16 protein-coding genes and 1 pseudogene are annotated in these 16,440 nt (G+C 32.4%); all 17 read left to right on the top strand.

What is annotated here, in order from left to right; genetic code table 11:
• Nucleotides 1–19 precede the first annotated feature (19 nt).
• The 17 genes and pseudogenes from AC3WOM_RS22250 to AC3WOM_RS22170 all read left to right on the top strand — a co-directional run bounded on the left by AC3WOM_RS22250 (nt 20) and on the right by AC3WOM_RS22170 (nt 16,380).
• Complete coding sequence (locus tag AC3WOM_RS22250; protein WP_492448385.1) at nt 20–247, top strand: helix-turn-helix domain-containing protein; 228 nt, start codon at nt 20–22, stop codon at nt 245–247.
• A gap of 240 nt (nt 248–487) precedes the next feature.
• Nucleotides 488–616, top strand: a pseudogene (locus AC3WOM_RS22245) (hypothetical protein); the annotation flags it as partial.
• 630 nt (nt 617–1,246) lie between these two features.
• Entirely contained in the window at nt 1,247–2,191 is a 945-nt protein-coding gene (locus tag AC3WOM_RS22240) for a sugar kinase (RefSeq protein WP_427542236.1), read from the top strand.
• A 12-nt stretch (nt 2,192–2,203) separates the two neighbouring features.
• Entirely contained in the window at nt 2,204–2,824 is a 621-nt protein-coding gene (locus tag AC3WOM_RS22235) for a bifunctional 2-keto-4-hydroxyglutarate aldolase/2-keto-3-deoxy-6-phosphogluconate aldolase (protein WP_427542233.1), read from the top strand.
• Between the two features lie 13 nt (nt 2,825–2,837).
• A complete protein-coding gene (locus AC3WOM_RS22230; protein WP_492448384.1) occupies nt 2,838–3,080 on the top strand; it encodes a hypothetical protein in 243 nt (80 codons plus the stop codon).
• A 10-nt stretch (nt 3,081–3,090) separates the two neighbouring features.
• A complete protein-coding gene (locus tag AC3WOM_RS22225) occupies nt 3,091–4,251 on the top strand; it encodes a pyridoxal phosphate-dependent aminotransferase (protein ID WP_427542228.1) in 1,161 nt (386 codons plus the stop codon).
• Nucleotides 4,252–4,302: 51 nt separating this feature from the next.
• Complete coding sequence (locus tag AC3WOM_RS22220) at nt 4,303–5,760, top strand: alanine/glycine:cation symporter family protein (RefSeq protein ID WP_427542225.1); 1,458 nt, start codon at nt 4,303–4,305, stop codon at nt 5,758–5,760.
• Nucleotides 5,761–6,040: 280 nt separating this feature from the next.
• Complete coding sequence (locus AC3WOM_RS22215) at nt 6,041–7,039, top strand: LacI family DNA-binding transcriptional regulator (RefSeq protein ID WP_492448383.1); 999 nt, start codon at nt 6,041–6,043, stop codon at nt 7,037–7,039.
• Nucleotides 7,040–7,267: 228 nt separating this feature from the next.
• Entirely contained in the window at nt 7,268–7,666 is a 399-nt protein-coding gene (locus AC3WOM_RS22210; RefSeq protein ID WP_492448382.1) for a hypothetical protein, read from the top strand.
• Nucleotides 7,667–8,724: 1,058 nt separating this feature from the next.
• The gene (locus AC3WOM_RS22205) at nt 8,725–8,898 is read left to right on the top strand and encodes a FadR/GntR family transcriptional regulator (RefSeq protein WP_492448381.1); all 174 of its coding nucleotides are present in this window, start codon (nt 8,725–8,727) and stop codon (nt 8,896–8,898) included.
• Between the two features lie 194 nt (nt 8,899–9,092).
• Nucleotides 9,093–9,362: a hypothetical protein gene (locus AC3WOM_RS22200; protein WP_492448380.1), complete on the top strand. Its 270-nt coding sequence runs from the start codon at nt 9,093–9,095 to the stop codon at nt 9,360–9,362.
• 21 nt (nt 9,363–9,383) lie between these two features.
• On the top strand, nt 9,384–10,232 hold the full coding sequence (gene accD / locus AC3WOM_RS22195; RefSeq protein ID WP_427542214.1) for an acetyl-CoA carboxylase, carboxyltransferase subunit beta: 849 nt from the start codon (nt 9,384–9,386) through the stop codon (nt 10,230–10,232).
• Nucleotides 10,225–11,181 carry an acetyl-CoA carboxylase carboxyltransferase subunit alpha gene (locus AC3WOM_RS22190; RefSeq protein ID WP_492448378.1) on the top strand — a complete coding sequence of 319 codons (957 nt, stop codon included), beginning with the start codon at nt 10,225–10,227 and terminating at the stop codon, nt 11,179–11,181. The genes accD and AC3WOM_RS22190 overlap by 8 nt, the downstream gene beginning before the upstream one ends.
• A gap of 695 nt (nt 11,182–11,876) precedes the next feature.
• Nucleotides 11,877–12,512, top strand: a complete 636-nt coding sequence (locus tag AC3WOM_RS22185) for a TnsA endonuclease N-terminal domain-containing protein (RefSeq protein ID WP_492448377.1) — start codon at nt 11,877–11,879, stop codon at nt 12,510–12,512.
• Nucleotides 12,512–14,686, top strand: a complete 2,175-nt coding sequence (locus AC3WOM_RS22180; RefSeq protein WP_492448376.1) for a TnsB C-terminal domain-containing protein — start codon at nt 12,512–12,514, stop codon at nt 14,684–14,686. The genes AC3WOM_RS22185 and AC3WOM_RS22180 overlap by 1 nt, the downstream gene beginning before the upstream one ends.
• Before the next feature lie 12 nt (nt 14,687–14,698).
• On the top strand, nt 14,699–15,673 hold the full coding sequence (locus tag AC3WOM_RS22175) for an AAA family ATPase (RefSeq protein ID WP_492448375.1): 975 nt from the start codon (nt 14,699–14,701) through the stop codon (nt 15,671–15,673).
• 14 nt (nt 15,674–15,687) lie between these two features.
• Nucleotides 15,688–16,380, top strand: a complete 693-nt coding sequence (locus AC3WOM_RS22170; protein WP_492448374.1) for a hypothetical protein — start codon at nt 15,688–15,690, stop codon at nt 16,378–16,380.
• Nucleotides 16,381–16,440: the final 60 nt, after the last annotated feature.

The raw sequence follows: 16,440 nt of genomic DNA, 5'->3' as shown, positions 1-16,440 counted from the left end.
CTAAATGTGAGGTGATTTTGTGGATAGTTTAGTCAAATTAGTTGGTAGCAACATCAAGGAAATTCGGAAATTGAAAAAACTAACTCAGGAAGAATTAGCCGAAAAATGTGGACTGCAAACTTCATATTTGGCTGGGGTTGAAAGAGGGGATAGGAATATTACCATTCAGACCTTAGAAAAAATTACTAAAGGCTTGGAAGAAGCACCAAGTAGTATCTTTAAATTTGACACTTTTAAATTTCGATAATAAGTATTTTGAAAAAAAAGAGCTAATTATGGTCTTACAAAATCTAATAGAAGACAGAAGCGAAAATGAGGTTCGTTTAATTTTAAATATTGCTAAAGAAATATTTAATGCATACAATAAAAAATAAGATTTTATATAAAATAGACTTATATGCTTCAACCTATCCACTCAATTGAGTGGTTTATTTTTTAAAAAGAGACTGTAAACAATTGTAGTGAAGAAAAGAAAAGTTTACTTTCAAAGCGCGAACAAAAGGTCATGAATCTTGTGAAGAAAGGCTACACAAATACCCAAATTGGTACAGATGTAGTTTTTATAAAAAAGTTTGATTATTTAAAACAAAGGTCGATAATTTTAAATAAAGATTGATCATTTATAATAAAATTTGATTAAAAATCCTGTGTTGATATGTAGGCTTTTTTCTTATTCCACAATCGGGCAATATTGTTGAGTAATAAGCGTGAACTTGAACTGTATATTGAATACTATAATCACAAACTTAAACCCTGCTCCGCAAATATTTTAACTCTTTAATGGGCTACCCCAGAAGGGTTTTTTTAGCCAAAATAAATAAAAGTGAAAGGCAGAAACGTTGTTAAATCAGCGTTTCTGCTTTTCGCTTTTATGCGATTTTACTTCAAAAGAGACTTATAAAACCAGCCTCTTATTTTATGTTGCCTAGCACACAAGTGTTCGTAGTGATGCAAAATCTAAAGGAAGTGTGATCTATGAAACACGGTCTGCCTAGGAGCTAGAAACAATCTAGATGGATTTATATCAATTGGAGATTTTTTAGTTTAAAGAAGGACAGAGTACAAATTGAATCTTAGGACGAAGATTCTTTCAGCTTTTTCTTTAATAGCATTTGAGGAAACGTTTTTAAGTAATCTAAATAATCAAATTGTTATTGCAACACAAAAAACATTGTGATAGTATTAGTAAAACGTTTTACTAAATCGTTTTAGTAAAGATTTTTACCATTAAAGGGGATGAATATAATTGAGAAATAAACGAATTGCAACGATTGGTGACGCAATGGTTGTTTTTAATCCATCTAAAACTGGTCCACTACGATTTGTTCCTACCTTTGAGCGAGCTGTCGGAGGAGCTGAATTAAATTTTGCTATTGGTGCAACACGTTTAGATATGGAAGCAAGATGGATTAGTTGTATTGGAGAGGATGAATTTGGCAAGGTTATTTACAACTTTGCTCGTGGTGAAGGTGTTGATGTATCGCATGTTATACGTACACCACATATTCCAACCTCTATTTATTTTAAGGAAATTAGGGGAGATGGTTCAGGTAAATCGTTTTATTACCGTAAACCATCACCTTTACTTGAACTAACAGCAGATCGTTTAGATGAATCAGTACTGGATGACGTTGATTTATTACATATTAGCGGTGTGTATTTAGCGGTGTGTGAACATAACATTAATGTTGCATTGAAATTGATTAGTTTAGCAAAAGCAAAAAATATTCCTATATCCTTTGATCCGAATTTACGATTAAAGTTATGGACTACAGAAGAGGCCTGTGCAGCATACGAAAAAGTGTACCCATTAATCAATCTACTTCTAACAGGACAGGATGAATTTGAACTTTTATTTGAAGGGCGTACAGTCAAAGACGTTCAAGAAAGTTACAAAATAGATGAAATCATTATTAAGAAGGGTGAACATGGGGCCTCAGTTTATACAACTACTGAACAGTATGATCAAGAGGCATTCACAATTCGTGCGATTGATACAGTTGGAGCAGGAGATGCGTTTGATTCAGCTTATGTATATAGCTATTTAAATGGTTATGATATTCCAGAACGGCTGCTTTTAGCAAATGGTGCAGGTGCACTTGTAGCTACCATTAAAGGGGATAATGAGGGGCTTCCTTCATTAAGTGAAATAAAACAATTTATTGGTGAAGAAAAACTAATTGAGCGATAGGAGTTGGTAGGAATGCAAAAAATTGAAATTTTGAAAGCGTTATCAGATGCAAAAGTTATAGCTGTCATTCGAGGGAATTCACCTGAAGAAGCAACGGCAATTTCAAAAGGTGCAATTTCAGGAGGCATTCGAGCAATTGAAATAACCTATACAACGCCTTTTGTAGAAGAAACATTTAAATTGTTACGTAATAGTGATGCTTTAATTGGTGCCGGGACAGTATTGGATGTTGAGACTGCGCGTCACGCGATTTTAAATGGTGCAAAGTTTATTGTTAGTCCAAGCTACAATGCTGCTATTGCAACGATTTGTAATCGCTATAGCATACCATATTTACCAGGCTGTATGACGATTGAAGAAATGGTAACAGCACTAGAAGGTGGAAGCGACATTATTAAAATATTCCCAGCAAGTCAATTTGAAACAAGCTTTATAAAAACCGTTAAAGGACCTTTACCAAATGTAACAATTATGCCTACAGGCGGTGTTGGTCTAACTAATATGAGAGAATGGCTAGACGCAGGCGCTGTTGCAGTAGGTATTGGCAGTGATCTCAATAAAGCCTATGCAAAAAATGGCTTTGCAGGTGTTGTTGAACGGGCAAAAGCGTATATGGAGAACCTCGCAAACTAGGAAGTACTGAATAATGAGTATGGCATTTAGATGTTATGGTCATGGCAGTGATACAGAGCCATTGAAGGATGGAAAACAAATCCTAAATGTGAAAGGGAGTGTGTGCACATTTCGTTTACCAGCCAGAGAAGTATTGACAAAGGAAGCGATTCTAGAAAAAGATTCAAATGATTTTTTAGAAAACATAACAAAGCGAGCAGAAACATTTGTTCACGAAGCCCATTTTCAAAAAAAAAAATTAACTTATTTCCTATAGGAGGTTCACAATGAATTATTTATCAGATGTTGCAAAACACTATCCCGCATCAGCAATTAGACGTATGTTCGAATTGGCTAATCAATATGAAGATATTATCAAGTTAACTGTTGGAGAACCAAATTTTGAAACTCCAGATTATATAAAGAAGGCTGCAAAGATTGGAATAGATTCGAATCTTACACATTACGTATCAAATGCAGGAACTGATGAACTTCGTCAGGCGGTAGCCAAAAAGTATACTGTTGAATTCGGAGAAGAATTTACTCCTGAACAAGTAATGGTTGCTTTTGGAGGAATGGAAGCGATTATGTTAGCCTTAGTGGCAACAATCAACCCAGGTGATGAGGTAATTATTGCTGATCCGGCTTATCCTAATTACTTAGGACAAATTTTAATGCTTGGTGGAAAAGCAGTACCTGTTCCTGTCTATGAAGAAAATGCATTTAAACTGAAAGCTGAAGACGTTGAAAAAGCAATCACTTCAAAAACAAAAGCTATTATTTTAAATTCCCCTAGCAATCCATTAGGTTCAGTATTGAATAAAAAAGATATTAAAGAACTAGCAGAAGTTGTTTTAAAACATAATTTAATCGTTATTTCTGATGAAGTCTATGAAAAGATTATTTACGATGATGAAATTCATTTTAGCATGGCTCAAATTCCAGAAGTGAAAGAAAATGTGCTTATTATAAATAGTTTATCTAAAACTTATGCAATGACGGGTTGGAGAGTGGGATTTGTCATCGGTAATAAAGATATTATTTCTGTTATGCCAAAAATTCAAGAAGGAATGGCTTCTTGTGTACCTCCCTTCATTCAAAAGGCCGCAGTAGAAGCGATTAATGGTCCACAATCCGTTGTTGAAGAGATGGTGACCCACTATAAACGTCGACGCGGGATTTTAATAAATGGATTAAATGAAATTCCAGGTTTTTCATGTATTAATTCAGCAGGTGCCTTTTATGCTTTCGCAAACATCAAAGAATTTGGAAAGCCATCTGAAGAATTTGCTCTAGAACTTTTAAAAGAAGCAAAGGTCGCTGTTACACCCGGGTCGGCATTTGGAAAAATGGGCGAAGGATATTTACGTTTTTCGTTTGCCAATTCAGACGAGAATTTAATAGAAGCTATTAATCGAATTAAAGATTTTGTAAAAAGAAAGTATTGATATTTATAAACTAAAAGTTTAATTAAATTGTCTATTTAAGGGGGAAATTTCTTGCAAGCAATTGTTGATGCTATTAATTCTATTGTGTGGAGTTATGCTCTTATCGGATTAATTTTGGTAGTAGGTCTTTATTTTACTTTTAGCACTAGATTTGTTCAAATTAGGCATTTTAAAGAGATGGTCAAAAGAACACTTGACCGAAATGTAACGAAAAATAATGTATCCTCTTATCAAGCATTATTAATGTCCATCGCTGGACGTGTTGGTATTGGTAATATAGCTGGAGTTGCAACCGCTATTGGTTTAGGAGGCCCTGGAGCTATATTTTGGATGTGGTTTATGGCCTTTATTGGTATGGCTACTTCTTTTTTTGAAAGTACATTAGGACAAATTTTTAAGGAAAAGGTTGGAGATGAATTTCGTGGAGGTCCTGCCTACTATCTGTCTAAAGGATTAGGGAAAAAATGGGTTGGCTCATTATTTGCGATTACCATTGCTTTTGCTTATGGTTTCCTCTTAACTGGCATTCAGTCTAATGGAATAACTGCATCTTTTAGCACAGCATTTAACATTAAGCCTATTTATACTGCTGTATTTATTTGTATACTTGTATCTGCAGTTATCTTTGGCGGCGTCAAAAGATTCGCTAAGTTTTCTGAAGTTGTCGTTCCTTTTATGGCACTAGCTTATATTTTAATAGCTTTAATTATTGTGATAATGAATATTAATCAATTACCCGATATTATCACTTTAATTTTTTCCAGTGCCTTTGGTATCCAGGAAACATTTGGAGGTCTTATCGGCGCTGCGATTGCATGGGGAGTAAAACGTGGAATTTATTCAAACGAAGCAGGTCAGGGGACTGCACCACATGCTGCTTCAACAGCTGATGTTTCACATCCAATTAAACAAGGTTTAGTACAAGGAATGGGTGTATTTATCGATACAATTATTGTTTGTAGTGCAACTGCATTTATGATTTTGATAACAGGAAAATATAATGTTGAAAATCCAGCTGGTGGCTTTGTAGTGAACCACATAGGTAACGTTGAAATTGGGGTCAGTTATACACAATTAGCAGTAGATTCTGCGCTTAATGGATTTGGTAATGTATTTGTAGCTATTGCGGTATTTTTCTTTGCTGTTACGACATTACTGTTTATTGCATATGTTGCAGAAACAAATGTTGTGTATATTTTTGGAGATAATGCAATATTTAAGAATGTATTACGGGTCATTGTCATTTTATCTACTTTTTACGGTGGAATTGTATCAGCTAATTTAATTTGGTCAATAGCTGATATAGGAGTTGGACTTATTACTTGGATTAATGTAATTGGAATTTTCCTTTTACGAAAACCAGTATTAAAAGCTCTTAAGGATTACGAACAGCAAAAAGCAGCAGGAGTTGATCCAGTCTTTAATCCGACTAAACTAGGAATAAAGAATGCTACTTTTTGGGAAGATAAAAATAAGGATATAAATCAAAACAAAAATTCAAATATATAATTTTTTAGAGCCTTTAGCCTCCTTCAATTCTCATCTGAAGAAGGCTATCTTTATGCTTCAAATAATTGTTAGATGTCAAAAGAAAAAGTTTAATTTAAGACCAAAAGTACAGTATTTTTTGATCAAAAACTGAGTAAGATACTATGAAAAAATTATAGATTAACTTAAACAAATGTATAAATATTTGAATAGTTAAATTAACTAGTTAATTTAACCAAAAAATATGCTATGCTACATAATACCAAAGAGAGTTTTATATATAGGTAGGAGTTTGATTTTAGTGAAAAAAACAACAATTGCCGATGTTGCACAGTATGCAAATGTTTCTAATAGTACCGTTTCTCAATATCTAAATAAGCGATATGAATATATGAGTGTAGAGACTCGTAAAAAAATTGAAGAAGCTATTGAAGCATTACATTATCGTCCTAATTTAATGGCTCGTAGTTTAAAACAGAAATCTACCTTTACTATAGGTATTATTGTAGCAAATATTATCCACGATTTTTCTACAAAAATTATTAATGCACTTGAAGAGGAATTTGATAATGAAGGTTTCCATATGATTGTTTGTAACTCTGCGGATAATTCAAAAAAAGAGAAAAAACATATCGAAACTTTACTTGAAAAACAAGTGGATGGTTTGATTATTTTCCCGACAGGAGAAAATAAGAACCTCTATATAAGGCTTCAAGAACAAGCAATACCAATCGTTTTTATCGATCGTTTTATAGAAGGAGTAAATATTCCAGCTGTTTTGCTTGATAATTATTCAGCAATGGATATGGCAGTTGAGATGTTTCAAAAACAACCATTAGCCATTGTGACAACATCTTTAACCCTACCAATTACTCCTCGTGTTGAGCGTTTAGAAGGGTTTCGTCAAGCTTTAAGAAATAGAAATTTCTATATTGATGAACGATATATAAGAAATGGCGAACCTTCTGAAATGGAAGAGATATTCAATCAATTATTTGCATTGGAACAACCTCCAAAGGGAATAATTGCAGCAAATGATCGTATTTTCCAAGAATTAATGATTTTTATAAAAAAACGAAACTTGCATGTACCTAATGATTTACAAGTGATAGCTGTTGATGATGTACCATATGCAAAATTCGTAAATCCTTCTATCACAACATTAAAACAACCTATTCTACCCATGGCTCAAAAATCGGCTTCACTTCTCTTAGCAAAAATTAAAAAAGAGGATATATCCAATGAGCAAAAATTATATCGCTTTAAGCCGATATTAATTCAACGAGAATCGATTAACTAAAAAAGGCAATCCCTAAGCTACAGAAAATAGTCAGGGATTGCTTTTTAGTAGCGCTGATAAATTACACTTAAATTTTGGATTTGTAATAAAGCCATTTGCTCAAAAGTTACAACTTCTGAAAGTACATTCTATTGAAACTCTTTTCAGCCGTATTTACTTTTATCTTCTTAAATGAAAATATGGGGACAAGGATATTAAGGTTATTGTTCATTATAATTAGTGTATTAATTGCTAATATGCACCATAGATATTGATCCAGGTTCATTTGGATCTTTAGCTCAAATAGCAGCATACAATAATGGGGAAGAGTGGCTTGAGCAATTAATTCTATATCTTCAAAATAATCTAGACTTCATTGAGGAATTTGTAAAAGAACGAATTCCAAGAGTAAGAATAATTAGACCAGAAGGAACTTATTTAGCTTGGCTTGATTTTAGTAATTATAATTTTACTGATATTGAACTACAGCAATTGATACAAAAAAAGGCAAAACTCGCTTTAGATGATGGCTTTATTTTTGGTACAGGGGGAGAACAATTCCAAAGAATAAACTTTGCTTGTCCTAGATCGATTTTAGAAAAATCTTTAATGAACCTTGAAGAAAGCTTAAATCAATCTAATAAATAGGGATTAGTATTGTATAATATTTAAGAGCATGCTTTTGATTGTTTTAAAACATGCTCTTTTTTATTGGCTTTGTTAAAGATTAATGTTGTTATTTAATTGTTCTAATATAAATTAAATTTACCAAAAGCGAATGCGTATAATAAATGTATTAACAATACTGATTAGAATCTATACTAATCTATTTATTCTTTTTCAACCATCCAGAAGCATATACATTTTTTATGCATCTTATAAGAACTTAAATTAATGTAAATAGAGTGGACTTAATTTTAAATATAAAATATTCGGAATAACAAATTGTGTAAACTTTGTGTCCCAAAGTGAGACATCTTTGTGTCCTTGTACAAGTAGTTGACGTATCTAAGCCCTCCTCCACGCCAAATAATTTTAGTTTACATAATATAAATACCTTGGTCACAACTTTCTTATTATCAGTTGGTCCTATAATTTATCGTTCATAAGGGGATTATTCGTTTAAATAATGCTAATTATCGTTTAATGTAGATTTGTCCAATATTCATAAAAATTATTCATAAGAGTGAACAAACTAAGCTGGTCGATACTATATCTTAATATAGAATACAAAGTTGATAAGGAGTATTTCTCCTTATCAACTTTTTTATTATTATTATCCCTATTTAAATAGCGACTTAGTGATGTACCAATACCCATAAAGTCGCGACGATCAATACCCCTGGGTATTGGCTCAATGGACTAGAAGATGAATTGCTTTACATTGAGGGGACGCTTAAAAAGCACTTTGGTAGACCTCAAGTGAAAGTAAAACATGCACTAACGACGAAAAGAATATAGAATTGGAGGAAATTCATAAATTTTTATCCAGTTTTTTATTTACTTTTAAATAACTATTTTGTAAGATAGATTAAATGTACAAAAGTGGTCAGACCACTTTTGTACTTATTCAGTAAGAGCCACCATCCTCTAAAGGTAGTGGATTTCGTTCTTTATAGTAAGTATCCAAACACCTACTGAATGAAGATAAAGCCTTTGGACGCATGTTTATCTGTGCGAAAGCGATAGAACGAGGAGTTGATCGTATGGATAAAAAAACCGAACAAAAGAAAGTGTTTTTAGATATCGTCCAACAATTACAACAACTTATTAAAATGGAAGAAATTCAGGCTGGAGAAAAACTACCTTCTGAACGAGTTCTTTCAGAGCGTCTAGGTGTCGGGCGATCCTCTGTGAGGGAGGCATTGTCAAGCTTATAATTGTTTTCTTATGAAATGAAACATGGGAGAGGTACGTTTCTAGCTTCTACACATATGCATCAGTTCGTAGAAATACTGTCAATGTTTATATTAGAAGAGAAAAACCGAAAAAAGATGTCGAATTAACGCGACAAATTCATGAAAAGGAAGCCATTCGCGTAATAAGTTGTACAGAGACTCTGCGAACACTACCTGTGTGGGACAGTTTTTTTGTAAGGCTAGAAATAGAAGGTACGATTAATTGTCAAGATGTATTACGAGAAATAATAATCACGGCGGGAAATCGTCTTTCACTAAAAATCTGGTTTCAGTTAGCGGCTTATGATGGTGAGCGTGTAAATCAAAGCTCAACAGAAGAAGAAAAAATAATCATTCAAACTATGTTTAAATCGATGCAGCTTGTCTATGAAAAAGAAGCATCGCAAGCTTACGAGCAGTGGATGAAGACTTTACAAAGCATGTAAACAACAAAGGGGGAGACGAACATGGCAATACGTAGCTTATTTAGTAAAAAGAAAGAGGACGGACAGGAAAAGGGATTTCCTGAAGGACTTATGACAAAATGTCCAGAATGCCGTCACATTCAGTTAACAAAGGAATTAGAAAAAAATCATAAAGTGTGTACAAAATGCGATTATCATTTCAAAATGACTGCACGGGAGCGCGTAACATATTTCTTAGATGAAGGTTCATTTGTATCAATGGATGATCATTTACAAACAAGTAATCCACTTAATTTCCCTGATTATGTGGAAAAAATTTCAGTGGCTAAACAACAAACGGGATTAAGCGATGCTGTACTAACTGGGTTAGGTACTCTTGATGGAGAAGAAATTGTTGTAGCAATTATGGATTCTCATTTTCGTATGGGCTCAATGGGCTCAGTTGTAGGAGAAAAAATCACACGTGCCGTTGAAAAAGCTATTAAATTACGTGTACCGGTTATTATCTTTTCTACTAGTGGTGGAGCGCGCATGCAAGAAGGTATTCTATCATTAATGCAAATGGTAAAAACGAGTGCGGCATTAAAACATCATAGTGAAGAAGGACTATTGTTTATTTCTATCATGACGCATCCTACATACGGTGGCGTTTCGGCAAGCTTTGCTTCTATTGGAGATATTAATATTGCTGAACCTCAAGCATTGATTGGCTTTGCTGGTCGCCGTGTAATAGAAGAAACGTTAAGAGAAAAACTACCAAATAATTTCCAAAAGTCAGAATTTTTACTTGAGCATGGTCAGCTTGATGCAATTTTCCATCGAAAAGATTTACGAAACCAAGTAGCAATGCTTGTAAAAATGCATACAAAAGGAGGCGTGCAACATGTCTAAAAATTTAGCTTTTGAAGAACCAGTAGTACAATTACGTGAAAAAATTGATGAGTTAAAAACAATTGCTACCAAAGCGAAAGTAAATATGACAGACGAAATCGAAAAGCTTGAAACACGCCTTACTCAGCTAGAACAATCCATTTATACCAATATGAGACCATGGGATCGTGTACAGGTTGCTAGACATCCTGAACGTCCAACAACATTACAATATATAGAAGCTATGTGCGAAAATTTTATAGAGTTACATGGAGACCGTTCGTTTAGTGATGATGGGGCTATTCTTGGAGGAATCGCTCTCTTTGAAGGACAGCCCATAACAATTGTTGGACACCAACGCGGAAAATCAACTAAAGAAAATATTCGGCGAAATTTTGGTATGCCACACCCAGAAGGATATCGTAAGGCATTACGCTTAATGAAGCAGGCTGAGAAATTTAAGCGCCCAATTATTTGTTTTATTGATACGAAAGGTGCCTATCCAGGTAAGGCAGCCGAGGAACGCGGCCCAAGTGAAGCCATTGCTAGAATTCTTGCTGAAATGACGATTCTAACAGTACCAGTTATTAGTATTGTTATTGGGGAAGGCGGAAGTGGTGGTGCAATTGCATTAGGGGTAGCTAATCGAGTCTTTATGTTAGAGAACTCAACGTATTCGGTTATCTCACCTGAAGGAGCTGCATCGATCTTATGGCGAGATGGTAGTCTAGGGAAGCAAGCAGCAGAAGCAATGCGTATAACAGCACCTGACTTAAAAGAGCTTGATGTTATTGATGGAATAATCCCTGAAATAACTGGTGGAGCACACCGTAATGTTGCGAAGCAAGCAATTTATATAAAAGAATGTATAAGCGTCACACTAAAAGCATTGAATTCTTTAAATGGCGAACAATTAATTAAGGATGGTTATGAGAAATTCAGAAAGATTGGACAATATACAGAAGCTTAAATTCATTTTTAGGTTTTTGGACCTGTGAATTTGCTCGTAAAGAGATAAAAATTTTCTTAAATTAAATAATAGCCTAATAATGGAAGAATAAAGAGTTGTAGTTTGTAAAAAAGATTGATCATTTAAAATAAAGTTCGATAATTTGTAATATAGTTTGATAAAAATAACTTCGCATTTAAATAAAACCCATTCATTTTGATCAAACTTTTTTCAAAATGCGTGGGTTTCTTCTATTATAAAGTCAACGTTCGCAGCAAATTTTTAATCAAACTTTATTCTAAACCAACACTAATGTGCATAGCTGTGGAACAGTGCCAGAACATGGAGAAGAAATATTAAGACAGCCGGAAAAATGTGCGTTGTCTGGACATTCTTGTCTTTTTTATTTTTTGAAATGTAAGTTTGTCTGGACATTCTTGTCCAAAAAGTAGGGAATTATATTATGTCCGGACATTCTTGTCCAAGATGTCTGTAGATTCTTGTCCATATACAATATACAACATATGTACATGGACAAGAACTTCCGGACACTAATAATTGATCAAAACAAAGTTAAAATAACCTTTTTAAAAAATTTGTCCGGAAGTTCTTGTCCAAATATAAAGACAAGAACTTCCGGACTTTGTATAATAGAGACAAGAACTTCCATACGTTTATTTTTCTGAATTTTCAAAATGCAAAAAGGAGGTGTTTATTTGTATAAACCCTTAATTACTGATGCCAGTAAAAAATATGGAAACAATAGATGGTTAGCATATAGTAATAAATTAAAAAGAATTGTCTATTTATTTAGTGATTTAGAATATGAGCATTGGTTACAGATAGAATCAGATCCCGATATAGTTGAGTTTTGTGAACAACCTATAAAAATGGAAATAATTGATAACGGTAAAGTTTTTTCATCTATTATTGATATGTGGGTGAAATATAAAAATGACCAAGAAGCCTTTATAGAAATAAAGTATAGAAAAGATCTATTAAAAAAATCAGTAATGAAGCAAATTTATATCCAACAGGTTTGGTGTGATGTTAATAAAATAAATCATCTCATTAGGACAGAAGATGAAATAAAAATGAACCCTATTAAGTTATCAAATCTTAAATTTCTTATAAAACAAGTTAATAATTCAATTGATTGTAACAGTTCGACTTTGACTTTAATTAAGAGTCATATCAATGATGAACCAAAAACCGTTCAACAGATAACAAATGAAACCAAAGTTCAACTACAAATTTTATTAAAAATTATATGTATACTTTTATATAAAGGGGAGATTAAATGTAATCTTGATTCATTACATTTTGGGAAACATTTGGAGGTGTGGAGATAATGAGAAGTTTTTTTTTACAAAGAAATATTTCTATAGAATATATAGATTTTCATAATTGGGATTCTATTTATACGGGAGATTTAAATGAGAAAGAACTTAGCATTTTTAATAATAAAAAGAAGGCAATGGACCTTTTTTTTAATACAGAAATACCTTTAAATGAAATAGTTAAAGAGACAGGTTTAGTAAAGAGTGAAATCTATCGTTTTGCATCAAGATGTATTGTCTATGATGACAATAATAAAATAATGGGGTACAGAGGATTAATTAGCAACAATAAGATAGCTCCTTATATTCGAAAATCTCTTAATAATCTTGATTTAACAAATTTTTCCGGTGCATTTCAATTACTTTTAAATACTTACCCTCAGTTAAAATTTTTTTTAATTGATGAGTATTTTAAAAGATCAAAAGTAAAAAATAGCGCCAGAGAACGTAAAATAAGCTATAAAAATTTGCATAGGAAGTTTATTAATGAATGTAGGAAGTTAGGAATTAAATCAAATGATTATCCGTTCAATACTACTAGTTTAGCTCGAAAATCCGTTGAAAGATTTATTAAAGAAATTTCAAATAAATACATTCGAGAAGTATCCGGAATTAATGGTCAACAATCATCAATGCTCTTAAATAATGTAAATAACTCTATTAATTCAAAATCAACAATAACAAGACCGCTGGAAAGGGTTGAGTTTGATGGACATCTCCTTGATGTAATAGTTTCTATAGTATTTCAAACTCCAAAAGGAGAAGAAATTATAGATACACTTAATCGCATCTGGTTATTAACTGTTATTGATGTAGCTACAAGAGCTGTAATAGGCTATCACTTATCCTTTAATAAAGAATATAACGAAGAAGATGTTAAATTGTGTTTTCAATCAGCAATTTTACCTTGGAAACCAAAAGAACTTACTATACCTGGATTAAGTTATTCTAAAAATGCCGGATTTCCCTCATCCAAATTTTCGGAAGCTAAATACGGTGTTTGGGACGAAATTAGTTATGATAATGCAAAATCACATCTTTCTAAAGAAATTAAAGACATTCTAACAAAACAAATAGGTTGTACCATTAATATGGGTCCTGTAGCAGTTCCTGTTAATAGACCAATTGTAGAACGCCTTTTTAAAACTATTGAAGAGAATGGCTTCCATAGGCTGCCTTCAACTACTGGCAGTAATGTATTGGATCCAAAAAGAAAAGATCCTGAACAAAATGCAATTAAATTTTCTATTACCTCTGAAGCAATAGAAGAACTATGTGATGTAATAATAGCAAATTACAATGGTTATCCTCATGATGGCAATGATGGTTTTTCACCTTTAGAAGTATTTGGAAGTAGAATAAAACAAGGGATGTTTATTGCAAACCTTCCAGAAGAAAATAGGGACTCAGTTACTTTATTTCCAATAATTTGTGTGCGTCAAGTAAAAGGTAATCTAGAACAAGGCAGAAGGCCATTTATAAACTATAAAAATGAACGTTATACTAGCCCCGAACTTAGTAGAGATTTTTCAATGGTGAGTGAAAAAGTAACTATCCTAATTAATACTGAAGATCTTCGTACAGTTGTAATATATCGACAAGATGGCTCAAAATATGGAGTATTAACTTGTAGTGGTTATTGGGGAACTGTTCAACATTCCTTAAAATTACGGGATGCAATAAATAAGTTTAGGCGTGAACGGTATTTCTTCTATACCGACGATGAAGATCCTATGGATGCTTTTCAAGCATTTTTAGAAGAAAATGCAATAAACGATAAAAAACTTAGGAATCTATTAGCTGAAATAAAGTCCTATAAAAAGAGATATAATATTGATTCCAAAAATAAAGAGAAGAAAAAAGTATTGGTAAAATTAAAAAAAGAACAACAAATACTACACCAAGAAGTTATTGATGACAGAAAAGTCGTTACTATTGAAGATATTTCTAGAGATAATCCTAATAATAAACAAAATGATGAATTCAAATCAACTCACGATTTAATCATAGAACAAAAGATAAATCAAAGAGAAAAATGTTCTATGACGGCTAACACTAATTCAGTTAAAGATGAAATTAATTTAAATAACATCAACCCTGAAATCACAGAAACAAACTACTATGACCATTTAATAAACGTAGAAAAAAACAAAAATAAAAATAAGAGAAAATCAATCTCTCTTTAGGTGGTGTATATTATGGTGAACTTATCAAATATAAACGTTCCTTTTGGAAAACACCCTGTTGACACTGGGAAATATCTAATTGCCACAAATGAAATTGATAAATTATGTTATATAGTAGGGAACTGGATTGATAATAGATTTCCAGGTGCTATTATTCATGGACGCCCTTGCTTAGGTAAGACACGAGCTATTAAATACCTAATAAAAGTACTTCCTAAAGAATTAAATCAAAATATTCCTATGTTCCATATTAAATGTAAAACCTATAAAAATCCTAGTGAAAATAACTTTTTTGAGGATTTGTTAGATGGAGTAGGACATGCTGTACCTGAACTAGGAAGACCAAGTGAAAAAAGAGTCCGTTTAAAACATTTTTTTATAAATACCGCAGAGAAATCAAAACAAAATAAAATTGTTATTTTCATTGATGATGCACAAAAACTAACAGCAATTCAATATGATTGGCTTATGGATGTATATAATGAGTTAGATGAATATGGGATTGTATTAACTACTATTCTAGTAGGACATGACGAATTAATCGACCGTAGAAAAAGATTTATTAAAAATAAGGATTTTCAAATAGTAGGTAGATTTATGAGTGATAGCTATCAGTTTAATGGGGTTAAAGATGTCGAAGATTTTAAAATTCTACTTGAGCAATATGATGAGGGAACTGAATTTCCTGTTAATTCAAATTTGTCATATACTCAGTTTTATTTCAGGGATCATTTTGAAAATGGGTTTAGGTTGGTTAACTATGCAGGAGAGTTTCATGACGTATTTTTAGAACTTCAATTAGATAAAGGATTACAAAAAAACAAAGAAATACCTATGCAATACGTTACACTATCAATTGAATATATCTTGAAAAACTATGGATTTTTTGGTGAAAATGTTCAACTACTTAATAAAAGTCTTTTCAAAAAAGCAATAATAAATTCCGGTTATATTCAATCCGAGTTAGTTTTATTAGAAGTTGAATAAAGGGAGGGGGTAACATGGGTAAAAGAGAGTTTGTATGGAATAGGGAGTGGATTCATAGTTATATATCCAATTGGTGTATATTCGAACGTTTTAAATACTCTAACGCTTTATATAATAATAATGATCTAATCGGTATATTTGGAAACAATAAGGTTAAAGCAGTAAAGCGTATTACAAGTGTAGGTGATTATCTAAGAAATCTTGTAAGTTTAGCTGGTATAGATAAACATAAATCTCTTGATATATTAGGAGTAAATTTGAATAGTAGAAATTCATTGATATACAAAAAAGTAAAACCTATATTAGGTGTAACATATGCTTATTCTATCAGAGATAATATTACCTTTTGCTCCAGTTGTATTAAATGTGGTTTTCACAGTATTTTTCATCAAATGACTCTTTTTAAAAGTTGCGTTTTCCATCCAAATGAACCATTAGTAGATAGCTGTGAAAAATGTGGAAAGATCTTTGGTAAATATCTGTTGTCCAATTTTTCAAACCACCCGTTTACCTGTGAATGTGGTTTTTGTTTATTAGAAAATAACAATGTGATTTCAATTTTTAATGATTGGAGAAGGAAATTTACTATTAAAGATGAGGAACTATTATTTCTTCTTAACCTATATAAACAGAAAGTAGAACCCCCTTTATTAATCCACCCAATACGGATTTTAAGGAAATATAATGAAATGGATAGGCTACACTAGGTTAGACAGATTCTATAAGGGCTAGTACACTATAATTACTAACCTAAAGGAGCGTGTTTT

This window comes from Lysinibacillus sp. FW301-JW8, assembly GCF_058788755.1.
The sequence above is the reverse complement of the archived record's forward strand: the minus strand, read 5'-3'. Positions and strand labels throughout refer to the sequence as shown.